This window comes from Mesorhizobium sp. WSM4840, assembly GCF_055811755.1.
This window is the reverse complement of the sequence record NZ_JBVVQD010000021.1, coordinates 1-17,560: the sequence shown is the minus strand read 5'-3', so window position 1 is coordinate 17,560 and position 17,560 is coordinate 1. Positions and strand designations below refer to the sequence as shown.

Here is a 17,560-nt window from a genome sequence, read left to right as displayed (position 1 = left end):
ATTGCAACCCTTTGGCTTCGCCTCAGGGTTGCACTGAGGATCGGATCTCCCGTTTACGAGGCAATTGCCTTGGGTGCTTCGATCTGCATCATCAGATCGTCGTCCCAGTTTCCCTCGACCGTGAAGTGCGCGGTCGCACCGAGTTCGACGGCCTCGATCAGATTATGGTTCACATAGGCGTAGATGCCCGGCTGCAAGAAGGTGTAGAGCGCCGCGCCAGCCGACCCGCCGCGAATGAACCAGGTTTCCAGATCCTTGGCCGGAGGGTTGGCGAACTTGCCGTGTTCCCAGACAAAGTCGCCATGACCGCCGATCAGGTGCGGACGCGTGTCGCGGTTGGCCTGCGAATGAACGATCAATATCGTTTCGCCGACCTTCGCCTTCATGGCATTGTCGCCGGTCAGCGAACCGGCCTTGCCGTTGAACACCACATGCGTTGGGATCAGCCCGCGCATGACCTTCATGGTCTCATCGTAGTTGTCGCCGGCCGACTCGTACTTCTTGAATTGCCCTTGCTCGTCGCGCGGGATGTAGAAGTCGTTCTCGCCGATGTAGTAGATGCGGTCGTAGCGGACCGGCTTGCCCTTGTCGTCCTTGAGGCCGCCACGCGGCAGCACCATAATCGCCCCACTCATGCCCGAGACCACGTGCCATGGGATCATCGCGCCGCCGGGTGCGCAGTGGTAGACGAACGTTCCACTCCGGGTCGCCTTGAAGCGCAGCGTGACCTGCTCGCCCGGATTGACCAGCGTCAATTCGCCACCGCCAAGCGCGCCGGTGGCGGCGTGGAAATCGATGTTGTGGGCGAGGGTATTGGTGTCGGGGTTGACGAGCGTGAGCTCGAGATAGTCGCCTTCATGCACGACCATCAGAGGGCCGGGAATCGAGCCGTTGTAGGTCATTGCATTGAGCTGGGTGCCGTCGGCGTCGATGACCACCGGCTTCTCCTCGATCGTCATGATGAATTCGACGACCTTTGGACCGCCCTTGGCGACCTGATCATGAGCATGGACGAACGGCGGCGGGACCAGGGTTACCTTTTCACGGGGCAGCCGGGCGACATCCTTGGCGCTTGCCACCGCCGGCATTGCACCAATGGTGACGACCGCGGCTGCGGTAAGAACAGAACCCAACAAAGCTTCGCGTCTCGTAAGCATTTCCATCTCCTTGGTTTCGGCCATTCGATGTCGTCAGAATAGTCTCGGCTCCGGCCAAGTCTTTGCGCTAACGCAAATCCAATACGCTGATAGCCGCGCCTGAGAGAGGCAACTCCCATTGGATCGGAGGCATCGGCTCTGCTGCATGAAGTCGGGAATGAAATAGGCCGGGCTGGACCTCTCCCCTGGTCCACCCGGCCTTCCCCCCGGCCGCCGAACCGGAGGGGATTTGTGAAAAAGGTCAGTTAGAGGCGGTCTTGGTCACTTCGGCGAACAGTTCGGCGAATACCGGTTTGGCTTTTCCGACCTGCTTGACGGCTTCCGCTGCTGCCAGGTTGACGGGCTTGCCGACCACGATCAGCGCAACCATGCCCATACCGTAGTGTGGAGCGCACTTCACGCCATAGACCCCCTCCTGGGTCACGGTCACGGCAATTTCCGCGTTGGGCTTGCCCTTGAAGGCTCCCGCTCCGTCCGGGATCATGCCCTTGATGCTTTCGGCGTTGTGGGACTTGTCGGTCGGCACGAACTTGATCGTGTCTCCAGGCGCCGCCCGAACAAAGGCAGGCTGGTAGACCATTGAGCCCTTCTCTCCCTTGTTCAGCATCTGCACGACATGTTCTTCGGCATTTGCCGCACCGGCGATGGAGAGCAGGGCGATGGCCGCGGCGATCAGTGGCAATTTCATGGGGGGATCCTTTCTTTGTTCATTACGGCATCAACCGTTGCGCTCTTCTACGTGACCGGGAGACGTGGAAATTTGCGCTGGCGCAAATTGGCATGCGAAATGTGCATGGGAGAGAGCTGCCTGGTCTAAGGAGCCGGTCGGCCTCAAACGGCGGTTCTCGGCTGCCTCGCTTGCAAACGTGGTCGAATGAGCATCCCGCCGAATAGGCCCGCATAGCCGATGAAGGATGCGACCCATAACGCCGCCGACATATGGAGGAGCATCGCTTGCGCCGGTGCGAATGCAGCTCCGATGCGAAAAAGGGCCGCAAGCGCGATCGCGACAAAGACCGCACAAGTGCCGATGCCTGCCCGCAGTTCGCGCCCTGTGTGTCCGAGCGTGGCGCGGGTCATGACGGCGAGCGTCATGCAGGCAACCGCTCCGACGCCGAACGCATGAATGCCGGCTACTGCGGGCACTTTCTCGGGCACGAAGACAGCGAGGCCGGCAATCAGGAGGCCGATCGGCACGAAGGCGAACGCGACATGCAGGATCAGCACCAGAGGATCGCGCAGCGCTCGGTCTCCGGCCCACCGGGCAAGCCGAATGGTATTGAGAAGCGCCCCCAAGATCAGCATTGCCCCGGTGCCAGCACTGTCCGGAAGAAAGGCCCAGGCCGTCAATCCCGCTGCGGAGAGCGCGATCGTTGCCACATCGAACCTGCCGAACGGGACCGGAAGCCGTCCAGGTCTCTCGCGCGCCAGCCAGTTGCGGGTGAAAGAGGGAATAATGCGGCCACCTATGATCATGATGAGGACGACCGCTGCGCCAAGACCGAGGCGGCGACCGATGTCGGACACGCCTTGATAGTGCGCCTCGGCATGAAACGTCATATTCGCTGCCAGAAGCGCAGTCACAGGTAGCAGGACCTTGAGGTTTCGCCAGTTTCGGCCGGCGATGATTTCCGTTGCGGCGGCGGCGACCACCGCGAGAAGAAAGGCGCAGTCTATGACGGCTGCGAGCAACCAGCCTGTCTCCGCCGAAAAGAAGACGGCGAACCGTCCCGCGCACCAAAGCAATGCGAGCGCCAGCAGGGGAAGACCCTGCACGGGAAGACGTCCGGTCCAGTTCGGGATTGCAGTCAGCAGGAAACCCGTCACAACAGCCGCCAGATAACCAAACAGCAACTCGTGGACATGCCAGTCCACGGGCGAGAAGACGCTGGAGGCTTCGAGCTTGCCGTAGAACAAAGGCAGCCAGAACAGGATCGCCGCGCCGGCCTGCAGGGAGCCGAGCAGAAAGAATGGCCTGAAACCGTAAGAGAGGACTGCCGGAAAGCCGCTTGGCCGCGTGCGTGGAATTGCCATGATATCCCCTGAAATGGAAGCTACGGGCGGACGTGACAGGTCATGTCGACCTGCCACGCCGGTCGTTCTATCCTGACTGGGCAGACGGAATTTGCCGCTGCGCAAACAAGATTGAATTTTCGGGGGGAGGGCCGCGGAAGCGACCCCTTGCCGCCCGCCGGTCGCCCATGAGACATTCTCTGACCGGGCTCGGGGTGCACCGGCGGCCGCCAAAAAACGGAGGAGATAGAGTTGGGTAGCCTCGATCGCTCGCTGATTGCCGGGCTGTCTGTCTTTGAAGGCATAGCCGCAACGGATCTCGACCGCATTGTCGGCCAGGCCCGGTCACTGAGGATTGCCAAGGACCAGCCGGTATTCGAGCAGGAGCAGGAGGCACATTCCTTTTTCCTGCTGCTCGACGGACATGTGCGCGTCGTCAAGTCGACGCCTGACGGGCACGAGGTGACGGTGCGATACATTAGTCCAGGCGAGTTGATGGGTATCGCCCACGCGCTTGGCCGCACCACCTATCCGGCCAATGCCATAGCTGCCGTCGATTGCGTGGTTCTTGCCTGGCCGAGCCGCCTGTGGCCGGCGTTCGCCGCCGATTTCCCCAGTTTCAGCGCCAACACCTACAAGGCCGTGGGCAGCAGGCTGCAGGATGCCCATACGCGCGTCATCGAGATGTCCACCGAGCAGGTGGATCAGCGCGTCGCCCATGCGGTGCTCAAGCTGGTCAAGCAGACCGGCAAAAAGACCGAGGAAGGCATCCTGATCGACTTCCCGATCTCACGTCAGGACATTGCCGAGATGACGGGAACAACGCTCCATACGGTGAGCCGGCTGCTCTCGGCATGGGAAGACCAGGGATTGGTCAAAAGCGGACGCCAGCGGGTGACCGTCGTCGAACCTCACCGACTCCTTCTAATCGCGGAGGGCCGTGAAGAAAAAGGCTAATCCGGGTCGCCGGCGTTCGTCACCGCCAGCAGGTCGCAACGGAGTTCTTCTTCACTCAGATCGTGCTCCCGTGCCGCGTCGGAAACTGTGTGAAACGAAGCAATCGGGCAGCCGACGCAAAGCATGCCGTGCTGGAGCACGACCCGGATGGCCGCCGGCGACCTACTCATGATTTCGTCCATCGTCGCATCGTCGCTGAATTTGTGTTTCATGCTTGTTTGTCCGCGCTTTGGAAGCGGACATATTGCATCCGCTTCGCCGGATGCTCGTTGCGCTGAGACAAAGAGGAAACAGGCCGATGCACCCTCATCACGGTTGAACGGCGCAGATCGTCGACCGCGTCAGGAACCGCTTCTCCCGCCCGTTGTCCAGCGAGAACATGCCGCCGCGGCCAGGCACCACGTCGATAATGAGGTCGGTATGTTTCCAGGCCTCGAATTGCGACGCCCCGATATAGAACGGCGCGTCGCCGATGTGGCCGAGCAGCACGTCATGGTCGCTGACGATGAAGCCGGCACGCGGATAGCACATCGGCGAAGAACCATCGCAGCAGCCGCCGGATTGATGGAACAGCACCGGACCGTGCTCGGCAACGATCTCCGCGATCAATTCAAGCGCTGTCGGCGTTGCCGTGACCTTCGCATGCATGGCTTTTTTCGATTTCCAGCTTGAGGCGCGGCCCCTGCGGAGCCGCGCCTGTGAGCCAAGAGACGATTAGAAGAAGCCGAGCTTCTTCGGGCTATAGCTGACCAGCATGTTCTTGGTCTGCTGGTAGTGGTCGAGCATCATCTTGTGGGTCTCGCGGCCGATGCCGGACTGCTTGTAGCCGCCGAAAGCCGCATGCGCGGGATAGGCGTGGTAACAGTTGGTCCAGACACGGCCGGCCTGGATCGCGCGACCGAAGCGATAGGCACGGTTGCTGTCGCGCGTCCAGACGCCGGCGCCGAGGCCGTAGAGCGTATCGTTGGCTATGCTGAGCGCTTCGTCATCATCCTTGAAGGTGGTCACCGAAACCACCGGCCCGAAGATTTCCTCCTGGAAGATGCGCATCTTGTTGTGACCCTTGAACACCGTCGGCTTGACGTAGTAACCGCCGGCGAGATCGCCCGGCAGCTCGTTGCGGGCGCCGCCCGTCAGCACCTCGGCTCCTTCCTGGCGGCCGATGTCGATGTAGGACAGGATCTTTTCCAGCTGTTCGGACGAGGCCTGGGCACCGATCATCGTCGCCGGATCGAGCGGATCGCCCTGCACGATCGCCTCGACGCGCTTCAGCGCACGTTCCATGAAGGTCTCGTAGATCGATTCGTGAATGAGCGCGCGGCTTGGGCAAGTGCAGACTTCGCCCTGGTTCAGCGCGAACATGACGAAGCCTTCGATCGCCTTGTCGAAGAAATCGTCGTCCTCGGCGACGACATCCTTAAAGAAGATGTTGGGCGACTTGCCGCCGAGTTCCAGCGTGACGGGGATCAGGTTCTGACTGGCGTATTGCATGATCAGCCGGCCCGTCGTGGTCTCGCCGGTAAAGGCGATCTTGGCGATGCGCGGCGACGACGCGAGCGGCTTGCCGGCCTCGAGGCCGAAGCCATTGACGATATTAAGCACGCCGGGCGGGAGCAGATCGCCAATCGAATCAGCCCACAGCAGAATGGCGGCGGGTGTCTGCTCGGCAGGCTTCAGCACCACGCAGTTTCCGGCGGCAAGTGCGGGTGCAAGTTTCCAGCAGGCCATCAGCAGCGGGAAGTTCCAGGGGATGATCTGGCCGACCACGCCGAGCGGCTCATGGAAATGATAGGCGACGGTATCGTCGTCGATCTGGGAAAGGCTGCCTTCCTGGCCACGCACCGCGCCGGCGAAATAGCGGAAATGGTCGATGGCCAAAGGCAAGTCGGCCGCTGTCGTTTCGCGGATCGGCTTGCCGTTGTCCCAGGTTTCGGCGCACGCGAGGAGATCGAGGTTTTCCTCCATGCGGTCGGCGATGCGATTGAGGATGAGCGACCGCTCGGCCACGCTGGTGCGCCCCCAGGCGTCCTTGGCGGTATGGGCCGCGTCAAGCGCCGCCTCGATGTCCTGCGCATCAGAGCGCGCCACTTCGCACAGCAGCTGACCGTTCACCGGCGAGTAGTTTTCGAAGTAGCGGCCGGAGCGTGGCTCGGCCCATTTGCCACCGATGAAGTTGCCGTAACGCTTGTCGAACGGCGCCTTGACCGAGCGTGAGAATTCAACCTTGTTCATGTGTCTTCCTCCCAAAGCTGACGTCGCGGGATGCGACGCTTCGGAAGAGAGACTTGCGTTTTCCGCCGCTATTGTCACCGTGCCGAGGACAGTGGCCGGGCGGGATGTGTCGCAGAATTGCGACAGTCATGTGGCGTTTCGAATGGTCAGTGCGACCTGTGGACGTCCAGGCGGTTGAGCTTGCGATGAAGCGTCGCGCGGCTGATGCCAAGCGCCTGAGCGGCAGCTGAGACATTTCCGTCCGCCCGTGCCAGCGCCCGCTGCAGAACGCCGCGCTCCGCCTCGGCGAGGACCGCGGGGCCGCTCTCCGCCCAACCGAGCAGATCGGCCGCTGGCATCGGCTTGTCGAGACCCTGTCGCGTAATTCCAAGCGCCAGGCGAGCCGACCGCGTTGCGCCGACCATAAGGTCGTCCGCATCGACAGCGATCAGCGCGCCGGAGCCTTTGTCGGTCACTGGTGCCAGAAGAATTCGCGCCTTGGGAAACGCCATCCTGAAGTTCTCTGCCTCGATCCGACGCACCGCGTCGACCACGGCCACCGAAATAAGATTGGCGAAGGCTTCGGTCAGATCGGCCCGGCAGGAGGAGACGTCAAGGGCGGCTACAAGATCCCCCTCATGATCGTAGATCGGTGCAGTGGTGCAACTGAGCCCCGTGTTGCGCGTGTGAAAATGCTGGTCGCGGTGGATCGTCAGCGCGCGCTGTTCAACCAGGCAGGTGCCGATCCCATTGGTGCCCTGGCTCTCTTCGTTCCAGACGGCGCCGGTCCACAAACCCCAGGAATGAAACGTCTCGTCATCCACAGGCGCGCCGCGCCGTTCGACGGGCACGCCGTTACGATCGGCGAGCAGGACACAGCATCCGACGCCGCCCACCGCGAGATAGAGCCGGTCCAGACTCGATTGGGCAGCTCGGACGAGTGGTTCGATGCGTTGCCGGGCCTCCCCCAATTCCGCCTCTGTCAGATAGAGTGGCGGGCTGCAATCGGTCGGATTGAGCCGATGCAAACTGGAAGACCGTCGCCAGGAGGCAACCAGCGCGGACTTCGCAGCGGCATCCGAAGCGATCGCGGCCTGAATGCGGTCGGCATGATGACCAGATAGATCCTCGCTCATGGGTTCTCCTCCGGCACCCCCACCTTCCCTTTCAGTTCCTGAACCAGGCCGCTAGACAGGGCTGCTCTGTATCGCACCAGGTTCCGTCTTCAATCAGCACACTGTCAATTCGACAGAAGAACCAGAAGGGGGGACATCCTCATGTTCTGCCGTCCATCGATATATTTGGCCAGCTCATAATCTCCTCGCCGGAACACTCTTCAAACATTCCTTCGGTTGATGTCGAAAGCCTAGCAGCACGAGATTGGGCGTTCATTGATCGAGAGCAATAACCACCATTAGGGCCAACACGTCCCATCTCACCAGACGCGTTAGCACTGCGGCTCAAACGGGATGCCGGTGAACGGGACCTATTACCTTATAGTGCAGTTCTATGGCGACCGGTCTTATTCGCAGCTTCCAAGTGCGAAAGACACCGCGACCATCTATGCGAGGCAGCGCCTGCAGCGCAATTGTATGGACGTCGCGCTGCTGCATATCAACGAGTATCCGATCGAGCGCAGGCGAGGTGTTCGGTACGCTCCGGCCTGTTGCACCAGGACGGCAAGATCGGCGGCTGTTGGCGCGAGGGAGGAATAGGATCGCTATCTTCGACTGTTTGGCTGTCGCGGAACTAACAGGAACGATACGGGAGGAGTTCTGACATTTGCCCACGAGAAAGCCAATGAAATCAACGTTCCCGGCACACCTCCGGGCCCCACCAAAACCTTTCAAGGTCAATACCTTATGGCCAACTTCGCGCTGAAGTGGGCCAATCGAGCTCCGCTATCCCTACAGCGCACAGTTTGATTGTTCTCGCACGAGCGCGATCCAGGGTCATGCCGGGACGCCCATTCATACTCCAACGCCATCCCGGACGGGGTTAGCCGACTTCTAACTCACAGCGATGCGCAGGCCGGTGTTATCGAAAAGATGCAGATGGCTGGTATCGAACTTCAGATCCACCGTGTCGCCTGAAGCCACCGGGCATTGTCCGGCGACAACCGCGAGCATGGTCTGGCCGCCGCTTGTCTTGGTGTGGACGATTGTCTCGGAGCCGAGGGCTTCGACCAGCGCGACGCGCGCCGCAACGTCTCCCTTGCCGGCATCGGCGAGGCTGATGTGATGCGGCCGCAGCCCGAGCGTCACGTCGCGATCGGCCGCGCTGACGATCCCGTCGATCTCGAATCCAGCTGAACCGTCCAGCGTGAGGCTTGACCTGCCAGTGCCGCCGGGTGCCACCTTTACCGGCAGGAAGTTCATACGCGGTGCACCGATGAAACCGGCGACGAACAGATTGGCCGGATGATTGTAGAGGTCGAGCGGCGTGCCAATCTGCTCGATGCGGCCGCCGCGCAGCACGACGATGCGGTCGGCAAGCGTCATCGCCTCGATCTGGTCGTGCGTGACATAGACCATCGTCGCCGACAGCCGCTCGTGCAGCGCGGCCAGTTCGGCGCGTGTCGAGATGCGCAGCTCAGCGTCGAGATTGGACAGCGGCTCGTCAAGCAGGAAAGCGGTTGGATTGCGCACGATGGCGCGGCCGATCGCGACGCGCTGGCGCTGGCCGCCGGAGAGCTGGCCGGGGCGCCGGTCGAGATACGGCGCGATTTCCAGCATCCGCGGCCCGCTTCTTTTCGGAATTCGGCATCACTCGCAAAGAGGTCGACTTAGAGGTGCCGTTCCGAACCGCTATTCTGGTGAACGAAAGATCGGCAACCGGAGTGGCAACCAAGAAAATCATCGAGGCAATAGCCGATCACACCCAGCATGATTAGGCTCCTGACCAGAGGTTTTGAATCTAGCAACCGTCCGCATACGAGCAAGTGGCGAACGTCGGAGCGGCGCGATCAAGCCATCTCGAACGGCGTCTCAAACTTCCACTTTTCTATACGGTCGCGACGTTCGCATTTCATGTGGAAACGTCTGCCTTGGGGCCGGAGCAGCCCGGCCGCTTCTGGCGTTCAAAAGGCCAAAGTGGAAGCTCTGGACAGTCCTTCGCTTGGAGTACCCCAGTGACATGACACAACAGTGCGGCGGAATTCCGTCGGCAGGCCGACCCCGAACCCCGGAGAAGGCCATCGAGATCGACCCGGCCCTCGACCAGCGCGAGCACCTGCCGGTGCCGTTGATGGTGGAACTTGCAGTTGGCTTTGTTTCACGAAGCACTGGACGTGGCAGGCGAAACGGGTGAACCGCAACTGCTGTTTCCGTGCTATGATGGTCTCGCAACACTTAATCTCGACCTCAACAATCTGGCCGAGGCAGAACGCTACTCTTCCCTGGCGCAGGCTATATGCGCCCAGCACGGGCTCGACCCGGAAGCGCTTGTGGTGTTGCCTTTTCTCGACTAGCCGGGTGGGAGGTTGATATGTCCGCGCGTAGTGACTCGGTACCGCTTCAACCGGGCGACCGTGCGCCGAACTTGGTGCTCGACGCCATTACCCAGGAGGGCAAGATCGCGCTCGACGACTTTCGCGGACAAAAACCGGTGCTGGTCGGCCTGTTTCGAGGTCTGCATTGTGCGTTTTGCCGGCGCCATATCGCCGCCCAGGCGCGGCTCGACCCGGAGCTGCGCGAAAAGGGCGTGGAGAGCCTTACGGTGGTCAACACGCCGATCGAACGGGCGCGTCTCTATTTCCGCTACCACCCGATGCCGAATCTGCTTGCGGCCTCCGACCCTGAGCGCGCTTCGCATCGTGCTTTTGGACTGCCAAATCTCGAATTCACCGAAAACGAGACGACCTGGCCGCACAAGGTCTCGATGGCAGCGGCAATGGATTTGCGGGTCGACATACCAAGCGAGTTGCCCGGTCCGATGGATCCTTTTGCGGCCACCGAATTCCTCAATAAGAAGGACCATTACGAACTGACCGAAGCCGACGAGCAGATGATGGCAACGGGACATGGTCAACTGGTCGGTCAGTTCTTGCTGGACCGGCAGGGGATCGTCCGGTGGAGCTTCACGGAGGTTCCAGAGGGTGGGCGATACATGTTTGGGGCGCCGAACCCGCAGGAGCTGATGTCAGCCGTCTCCCAGGTCGCCCAATAGACTTGCGAACGAGGTAAAACGGGCGGGACACTGAGCAAGACGCTGAACGAATGTGTTACCATCCGGTATAATCCGAGCCGATGCCCCGGCCGGCTCGGTCGCGCCATGAGCCGCCGTTCCCGCGGATCTCCGGACCGGAAGTTCACGCTCCGGCAGGTGTCGACCCCATGGGTCATTTCAGTAGCGCAGGCAGGACAATTCGGGTCAAGAATTCCGGTTCAGCAACATCGAAGCAGCGCCAGAGCACGTCCGTCTATTAAAGCAACTGGCCGGGGCCGTTCTGCGGTCGCTTCACTACAAGGGAAATCTCTCTCCCTGCCATGACGTACGGTACTGGCACCGGTGATCAAAATCACAGCTATTGTGCTCTCCAGGATGACTGCTGCTCCCGCCAGACCTTTGTCGCTGCCATCCCAACCAGCATGGCTGCTACGAACAACCAGACCTTCGGCTCCAGCGACACGAGTGCTGCGAGCGCCGGGCCGGGACAGAATCCTGCCAGACCCCATCCGACGCCAAACAGTGCGGCGCCGCCGACGAGCGGCAGGTCAATCTGCCGTAGGGTCGGCAGGTGGAATTTGCCGCCAATCAGGGGAGTGCCGCGAGCGAAGACCAGCCTGTATCCGATCGTCGCGGTGGCAAGGGCTCCCCCCATCACAAAGATCAGCGTCGGGTCCCAGTTCCCAGCCACATCGAAGAAATTGAGGACGCGAGCGGGGTTGACCATGTCGGAGAGCGTGAGCCCGGCGCCGAAGACGATCCCGACCAGGAGCGATAAGATGATGGGCATGCCGGTTACCTATAGCTAGACGATGTGACGAATGATGAAGACGGTCACCGCAGCAGTGACCACGAATGTCGCGGTGGCAACAAGGGAGCGCATCGAAAACCGGGCGAGCCCACAGATGCCGTGACCGCTGGTGCAGCCCGACCCGAATGTCGTCCCAACGCCGACGATGAAGCCCGCGATAATCGTTGTCGGTGTGGCGGCCGGGAAGCTCAGGCTGCCCCAATCCTTCAGGCCAATAAAGGTCACCAGGAGTGCTCCCAAGGGCACGCCAATGACAAACGCCACTCGCCAGGGCGTGTTGGCCGGATCTCTGGCGGTCAACGCGTTGAAGACGATACCGCAAACTCCGGCGATGCGTCCGATGGTGTACATCATCAGGACGGCAGCGATGCCGATGAGAACTCCGCCGATGAGACCAGGGACCGGCGCAAACTCTGTCATGGTACCCTCGCGCTGGGTATCATTGTTCGATAGGTCCACCGGCAGCCTTCCAGGCAGCGATACCGCCCTGGATGTGACAGACGGAAGTAATACCTGCCTCTTGGGCGGCCTGAACGGCCATGGCCGAGCGTTCGCCGTAAGCACAATAAAAGACAATCCGCCTGCTGGTTCCGAGCGCTCTGAGCAGCCCCCCGGTTCCCAGATTGTCCCTGAGCTTCGGATAGGGCTCGTGCAGCGCACCCGGAATAGTCCCGTGCCGCTCACGCTCTGACTTTTCTCGCAGATCGACGAGCGCAATTTCCGGCCGTCCCAGCAATTCCACTGCGTCGCCTGCAAGAACCGCCCAGCCCCTCTGGGCGACGGCGTCCTGGGCCAGGCCAATGCGCATGTTGGCCGGAACCGCCACATCCATCATCTTCGGGTTTGGCAGCTTCAGATTGTTCATCAGCTCGACATACTCATCGACACATTTCACCTGCAGCCGCGGATTGCAGCGCTTTTCCTCACCGATGGTGCTAACGGTATCCCCCTTGTAGTCATGAGCCGGGTAGACCAGCGTGTCGTTGGGCAATTTTAGCAGGCGATTGAAGATCGAGTCATATTGGGCCCGGGCATCGCCATTCTGGAAGTCGGTTCTGCCCGTGCCGCGGATCAAAAGAGTGTCCCCAGTGAAAACACGGTCATCCAGAGCGAAGGAATACGAATCGTCGGTGTGACCTGGCGTGTATATGACATCGAGGCTGACACCCTCGATGTCGAGTTTGTCGCCATCGGCCAATCGCATCGAGACCACATCGGCCTTGGTGTTCTCGCCCATTACGGTAATGCAGCGGGTGCGATCCCTGAGTGCACCGAGCCCGGTGACGTGGTCAGCATGGAGATGCGTGTCGACCGCCTTGACTAGGCGGAGGTCGAGATCATTCATGAGCTGAATGTAACGGTCCACCTTCTCCAGGACCGGGTCGATAATGAGCGCCTCCGCGCCCCGTCCGCTGGCGATAAGATAGCTGTAGGTGCCCGATACACTGTCAAAAAGCTGGCGGAAGATCATTATCGTCCTCCCGGATGGCGCGACGCGCCGTGTGCTCTTTTATTCTTGTTAGTTGCCAGGGATGCTTAACCTGCCGAAGTCTGGTGGGTGCTTGCGATGGACATTCAATGCCTCTCCCGCTGAGAGTGTCACCATGCACGAGCGTGTGCAAGATGGGTCTCCTGTGCGTATTTGGGAGAGACTTAAGGGCCAGAAATGCCCGTGTAGAGGAGTAGGAGGGTGGACGCGGCCATCAGGACGTAAACGGCCGTGTGGACGTCGCGAATGATCGCCAAACGTTGAGCATTTGTCACGGTAGGCCGCCGAACGACGACGTCCACTGCTTCCACCCATTTGAAAGTCAGGCGGAAGCCAGGACTGCTTCCACCGGTCGGCGCGGCGAGAACGGCAAGGTGGGTCCGTAGCCGAAGCGCATCACGATGTCGGGCCTGCGGCCGGGCATCCCGACGAGGCTCGCGAGTTGGGGCCGCAGGGCGGCGACTTCGACGGGCTGGTTGATGAAGGCGAGCTTGAGGCCGAGCGCCGTCGCGCGCAACGCGAAGCGCTGGTAGGCGCGTCCAGCGCGCATCCAGTGATCCTTATCATCGCGCTCGGCCACGAAGATCGCGACCCCCGCCGAAGAACGCAACTGTCGGGGCGCGCGCCGGGTCGCTTCGTCGCCGGTATATGGCGGCAACGGGGTCACCGGTTGAATGAGATCGCTGGAATTCTGTGCGTCCTCTCACTTCTGTGCGGCAGCTCGACGTCGTTCGACACACGTCTCGCGCCGCCCTCCTGCTGCTGCTTCCTAAATTCCTGGGAACGGCGTCGCACCCTATGTCGTGTAGACCAGCGCCAAACATTGACCCGGTTAGGCTGGTTAGGCTGGCTCTAACCCAGTGCCAATTCACATGAAAAACCGTTCGCAAGGGATCATCGGGATCGCCGATCGGCGAGCACTAGATCGACTTTGGCACTTCCTTGTCTAGCCGGCCGTCTCAAGAAATCGATCAACGAAGTCGGCGAGAGTGTTCCAGTCAGTGAATTCGTGATCGCGCTCAGGGCTCTGATCGCTGCTGCGTTTCATGACGACGAATTTGACGAACTGCTCCTGGAAGTAATCGTACTTGGTGAAGCGCAAAGCACCCCCGAGAAGGAGGGTCATGCGTGGTTGCCACCCTGTCACGGACACGAAGCGATCCACGTAGTTTTGCGCTTCCGTCTTTTGGTCTTCCAGCGCCGCCGACAGACTGACGGATATGAGGGCTGAAGGCTTAGTGTTCAGCAGTTCGTGATGGGCAAACACGAAGTTCGTGACGATTTCCTGGTGGTGCTCCTGGTGGACCGACGCGGCAATGACGAACGCGTCGAAAGGTCCGAGCTTCAAATCGGATGCGAGCGCTGCGCTATCTTGCAGCTCGACCTGGTGCCCGCGCTCGCGAACATGCGTTGCCGTCCACGCGGCAATTTTCCGGGTCTGCCCTTCGGTCGTTCCATAGACAATCAGGACGTTCACGATTTCCCTCCGACAACAGCGCCCACGTCGGTTGCCAAGAGGGGCCTGGCGCGGGCTAATGTGTCCAGGGTGGCGGGCTTCGCCGCTTGCGATTTCTGTCTCATCTTCGCGGCTACGATGAGTCAGAAATCCTCCCTTCCTCGTTAAGCCAATTATGTCTCACAGGGGCGATGTCAAGTTGTTTGAGACAAGTCATGCGAAGCGTTGCAGACTGCCCCGTGATCGGAAGCCCTGCATCACCCGCTCCCGTTTTCGGCGGTGTGTTCGGCTTGGCCGGGACCATGACCGCTCAGCCAAAACCTCCAGGCAACGGCGCGGGGTATCGGTGGGCTTGTGATGCTTGTGCTTTGCTGACTTTGAAGTTCCACAGGATGGGAAGCGAGATCGTTTCCGGCGGCTTTCTCGTGTTCAGCATCGGCGAGGGCGTCACAATGTCCGGAACGGCGGCGGGCGCGAACACGAGCGTCCCTTCGTTCGGCGCTGGCGTTGCGCTATGGGCGACGGCGCTCCTGCTCTTCAGCATACCAAAGCAATTCCCGAGCCGGGTTCGGGGTCGGCATCGTCGCAGGCAGCCTTGTTCTTGATCACCGCTGCGGGGATTTTCTGGGCGAGCAAGTGTCGCCCACCACGTCGCCGCTGCCGTTCTTCGCCTATCCCTTCTGGTCGTCACTTTCGTCGGATGGATTCGGGCGCTGCTGCAATAAAGCCGACATGAGTGGAACGTCACGTCGACATTGCGCCACCCGGACTCGTGACGCCGCCTCAATGGTCGGCGTAGGGGGCGATCCTTCGTCTATCTCTTGGGTCGAAGAAGGGTGGTGGGGAGCCGACCTTCAGGCCAGACGCATTGCATCGCCAATGCAACAATCAGATAATCTTCGCCTTGCGCCGAGCTGATGAAGTGGAGTGGCTGTGAGTGCGTCCCTTTACGAGCCGGTGAACGTCTACAAACCTCAGGGACCCGGTATTGGCGTCGTTGACGGTCCGTTTGAGTATCTGACCGTAGCAGGAATAAAACTTCCGCTGCCATTCACCACTCGGATGACGGTGGTGCGCCTATCGAACGGCGATCTATTCCTTCATTCGCCCATCACGTTTGCTTCGACGCTGGCCGAAGAGTTACGGAACTTGGGCAGAATTCGCCACCTCGTGTCACCCAACCAGTTTCACTACGCTCATATCGGTGAGTGGTCGAAGGCTTTCCCTGAGGCAACAACATGGGCATCACCCAGAGTCCGCCAAAGAGCACGCGCACGGCACGCGGATGTGACGTTCGCACGAGATTTGGAAGCCGATCCGCCTGAGGAGTGGCGGCGGGACATGGACCAGACACTGTTTCCCGGTGGCTACTTCAAAGAGTTCCTATTTTTCCACCAAGCTTCAAAGACGCTGATTCTTACAGACACGATCATCAATCTCGAATTGGACATGATCGATGAGCCTTGGCGCACGGTGACCAAGCTGACTCGGATGGCTTACCCGCACGGGCGGACCTTCTTTGGCATGCGGCTGCCAATTCTCCTGCATCGGCGGAAAGCCCAGGCAGTGATAAGCAAACTCCAGTCGTGGCAACCGCGGCGGGTAATTCTCAGTCACGGCCGCTGCTTTGATGCAAATGAAGACGAGATTGTCCGTAGAATATTCGGAAAGTCGGCTTGGTGACGCAGTGCTTTGGGGGAAGCCAAATGCCATTTCGGGTCAATTCAAGCGGCCGCGCACGGCGGCTCTGGAGAAGCGCCAGGAAGTCTGGAATTGGCGCACCTTTTCCGGTCCACGCTTTCAGAGATCGGAAACGCGGAAACTAGCATCGGAGGTCCAGATTGGGTGGCTCCTGGCCAGGGCCTGGCCAACGTTGCCGATCTCGTCGGGGACGGCTTTCGGGTCATCGCCCCGTCGCGTTTCGGCTATCTGGGGACACCAATCCCCTCCGTTGCTTCGCCCGCCGCTCAGGCCGACGCGCATGCGGCGCTGCTCTCCTCACTTGACGTCGACAAGGTCATCATTGTCGGCATCTCGGCTGGCGCGCGCTCGACAATCGAACTCGCTCTTCGCCATCCGGATAAGGTGGCGGCGCTCATTCTGATCGTCCCTGGAACATACGCGCCCGAGAGCCCTGTCATGGTCGAGGGCAGTCCTGGCAGCGCGTTTGTCTTCTGGCTGGTCAATGCCGGAGCTGACTTCGCCTGGTGGGCGACCGAGAAGATTGCTCCGTCGGCCCTCATCCGTTTTTTCATCGGCGTGCCGCCGCAATTGGTCGATGCAGCCTCGGAAGAAGAGCAGAATCGGGTGATGACCATAGTTCGGAGCATCGAACCGCTTTCGCGCTTCCCCGGCATCAACATCGACAGTACGCCCGATCTCCAACGCCTGCCGCTCGAAAAGATCGCCACGCCAACTTTGGTCATGTCGGCCCGAGATGATCTGTTCAACACGCTGCCCGCGGCTGAGTTCGCAGCGAGCACGATTCCAAACGCAAAGTTGGTCGTCTACCACACTGGCGGGCATGTCCGTGTGGGGCACGAGGAGGACGCAAGGGAGGTGGTCGGCGACTTTCTTGCCCGGGCCAGGGTGGCGCCGTCGTCTAAACCTCCCCTGGCCGCGTCAGCCCGGCCATAGCCGCCGCGATAGGGCTGGTTGCCGGACGAGCAGGCGAGCCGCTCGAGCCGATTCTCAGTAATCAGGGCGGTGCATTGGGCGAGGGATAGTTCTCGAATTATCATGGCGGGACTCCTCATCGAAGTCTCACAATGCGCGCGTCACAGGCTACCGTCGTTGTCTCAGATCAATGTCGCTCGGCGATAGCTCCAAAGCAAATGTCGCTTCGCAGCGTCAACTTAAGCGACCTGGCCCGCCGTCCAACCGATCATCTGGAAGCGTCGTCGTCGTCCAAGCTCCACATCATTCAGTGTGGGGACCGCGCAATCCTTTCCAGGCGATCGAATACAGACGCCGCCGGCAGTTCCTCCCCCTCAAGTTCGGGTGGAACTTTCCAGCCGGGATCGACGCCTTCCATGTTCGGAAGCTCGTGGGCGATGCCCTTGTGGCAGTCGATGCAAGTGGCCTCGCCAGACAGGAGGTAGCGCGTGTGGATCGAGGCCGCGCGCTCGGTCTGTTTGGACAGGTCCATCGCCACCGAGGAATGGCAGTTGCGAAGAACCTGCGCGCAGGCGATGCCGCTGTGCCGTGCCAATCGGCAGCTTCGCCCATTCCAAGATTGCGGGTCCCTGATATATTACTCTGACCATCTCGTTCGCAGGATCCGTTTTGCGCATATGCAG

General features: G+C 60.7%; 17 protein-coding genes and 3 pseudogenes. 5 read left to right on the top strand and 15 right to left on the bottom strand.

Annotated features, from left to right (window positions below; translation table 11 throughout):
• Positions 1-53: 53 nt before the first annotated feature.
• The 3 genes from nirK to AC0L3I_RS24785 form a co-directional block, all read right to left on the bottom strand.
• Positions 54-1,157, bottom strand: a complete 1,104-nt coding sequence (gene nirK / locus AC0L3I_RS24795; protein WP_473528550.1) for a copper-containing nitrite reductase — start codon at positions 1,155-1,157, stop codon at positions 54-56.
• A gap of 241 nt (positions 1,158-1,398) precedes the next feature.
• A complete protein-coding gene (locus tag AC0L3I_RS24790) occupies positions 1,399-1,845 on the bottom strand; it encodes a pseudoazurin (RefSeq protein ID WP_473528549.1) in 447 nt (148 codons plus the stop codon).
• Between the two features lie 143 nt (positions 1,846-1,988).
• On the bottom strand, positions 1,989-3,191 hold the full coding sequence (locus AC0L3I_RS24785; RefSeq protein ID WP_473528548.1) for an NnrS family protein: 1,203 nt from the start codon (positions 3,189-3,191) through the stop codon (positions 1,989-1,991).
• A 231-nt stretch (positions 3,192-3,422) separates the two neighbouring features.
• On the opposite strand from AC0L3I_RS24785, the gene AC0L3I_RS24780 reads away from it, so the two are divergent.
• Complete coding sequence (locus AC0L3I_RS24780; protein WP_473528547.1) at positions 3,423-4,127, top strand: Crp/Fnr family transcriptional regulator; 705 nt, start codon at positions 3,423-3,425, stop codon at positions 4,125-4,127.
• Here AC0L3I_RS24780 and AC0L3I_RS24775 read toward each other — a convergent pair.
• The 5 genes and pseudogenes from AC0L3I_RS24775 to AC0L3I_RS24755 all read right to left on the bottom strand — a co-directional run.
• A complete protein-coding gene (locus AC0L3I_RS24775) occupies positions 4,124-4,339 on the bottom strand; it encodes a DUF1858 domain-containing protein (protein WP_128285192.1) in 216 nt (71 codons plus the stop codon). The two genes, AC0L3I_RS24780 and AC0L3I_RS24775, sit on opposite strands and share 4 nt — an antisense overlap.
• A 97-nt stretch (positions 4,340-4,436) precedes the next feature.
• Entirely contained in the window at positions 4,437-4,775 is a 339-nt protein-coding gene (locus tag AC0L3I_RS24770) for a DUF779 domain-containing protein (protein ID WP_473528546.1), read from the bottom strand.
• A gap of 66 nt (positions 4,776-4,841) precedes the next feature.
• The gene (gene adh, locus AC0L3I_RS24765; RefSeq protein ID WP_473528545.1) at positions 4,842-6,359 is read right to left on the bottom strand and encodes an aldehyde dehydrogenase; all 1,518 of its coding nucleotides are present in this window, start codon (positions 6,357-6,359) and stop codon (positions 4,842-4,844) included.
• 146 nt (positions 6,360-6,505) lie between these two features.
• The gene (locus tag AC0L3I_RS24760) at positions 6,506-7,474 is read right to left on the bottom strand and encodes a helix-turn-helix domain-containing protein (RefSeq protein ID WP_473528544.1); all 969 of its coding nucleotides are present in this window, start codon (positions 7,472-7,474) and stop codon (positions 6,506-6,508) included.
• A gap of 873 nt (positions 7,475-8,347) precedes the next feature.
• A pseudogene (locus AC0L3I_RS24755) lies at positions 8,348-9,076 on the bottom strand (ABC transporter ATP-binding protein); the annotation flags it as partial.
• Between the two features lie 400 nt (positions 9,077-9,476).
• Here AC0L3I_RS24755 and AC0L3I_RS24750 point away from each other — a divergent pair.
• Positions 9,477-9,807: pseudogene (locus tag AC0L3I_RS24750) on the top strand (adenylate/guanylate cyclase domain-containing protein); the annotation flags it as partial.
• A gap of 17 nt (positions 9,808-9,824) precedes the next feature.
• Positions 9,825-10,505: a redoxin domain-containing protein gene (locus tag AC0L3I_RS24745; RefSeq protein WP_473528543.1), complete on the top strand. Its 681-nt coding sequence runs from the start codon at positions 9,825-9,827 to the stop codon at positions 10,503-10,505.
• Positions 10,506-10,863: 358 nt separating this feature from the next.
• On the opposite strand, the gene AC0L3I_RS24740 is transcribed toward AC0L3I_RS24745, so the two are convergent.
• The 6 genes from AC0L3I_RS24740 to AC0L3I_RS24715 form a co-directional block, all read right to left on the bottom strand.
• Positions 10,864-11,295, bottom strand: a complete 432-nt coding sequence (locus AC0L3I_RS24740) for a DUF6691 family protein (RefSeq protein WP_473528542.1) — start codon at positions 11,293-11,295, stop codon at positions 10,864-10,866.
• Positions 11,296-11,310: 15 nt separating this feature from the next.
• Positions 11,311-11,736, bottom strand: coding sequence for a YeeE/YedE family protein (locus AC0L3I_RS24735; RefSeq protein ID WP_473528541.1), 426 nt, complete (start codon positions 11,734-11,736; stop codon positions 11,311-11,313).
• 19 nt (positions 11,737-11,755) lie between these two features.
• A complete protein-coding gene (locus tag AC0L3I_RS24730; RefSeq protein ID WP_473528540.1) occupies positions 11,756-12,787 on the bottom strand; it encodes an MBL fold metallo-hydrolase in 1,032 nt (343 codons plus the stop codon).
• A 340-nt stretch (positions 12,788-13,127) separates the two neighbouring features.
• Positions 13,128-13,463: a hypothetical protein gene (locus AC0L3I_RS24725; protein WP_473528539.1), complete on the bottom strand. Its 336-nt coding sequence runs from the start codon at positions 13,461-13,463 to the stop codon at positions 13,128-13,130.
• Between the two features lie 288 nt (positions 13,464-13,751).
• Positions 13,752-14,282 (bottom strand): flavodoxin domain-containing protein, encoded by a 531-nt coding sequence (locus AC0L3I_RS24720; RefSeq protein ID WP_473528538.1) that lies wholly within the window; start codon positions 14,280-14,282, stop codon positions 13,752-13,754.
• 289 nt (positions 14,283-14,571) lie between these two features.
• The gene (locus AC0L3I_RS24715) at positions 14,572-14,805 is read right to left on the bottom strand and encodes a hypothetical protein (protein WP_473528537.1); all 234 of its coding nucleotides are present in this window, start codon (positions 14,803-14,805) and stop codon (positions 14,572-14,574) included.
• A 389-nt stretch (positions 14,806-15,194) separates the two neighbouring features.
• Here AC0L3I_RS24715 and AC0L3I_RS24710 point away from each other — a divergent pair, with 389 nt between their 5' ends.
• On the top strand, positions 15,195-15,944 hold the full coding sequence (locus tag AC0L3I_RS24710; protein ID WP_473528536.1) for a DUF4336 domain-containing protein: 750 nt from the start codon (positions 15,195-15,197) through the stop codon (positions 15,942-15,944).
• Between the two features lie 9 nt (positions 15,945-15,953).
• Positions 15,954-16,898 carry an alpha/beta fold hydrolase gene (locus AC0L3I_RS24705; protein ID WP_473528535.1) on the top strand — a complete coding sequence of 315 codons (945 nt, stop codon included), beginning with the start codon at positions 15,954-15,956 and terminating at the stop codon, positions 16,896-16,898.
• 286 nt (positions 16,899-17,184) lie between these two features.
• Here AC0L3I_RS24705 and AC0L3I_RS24700 read toward each other — a convergent pair.
• Positions 17,185-17,433 (bottom strand): annotated as a pseudogene (locus AC0L3I_RS24700) (NapC/NirT family cytochrome c); the annotation flags it as partial.
• Between the last annotated feature and the right edge of the window lie 127 nt (positions 17,434-17,560).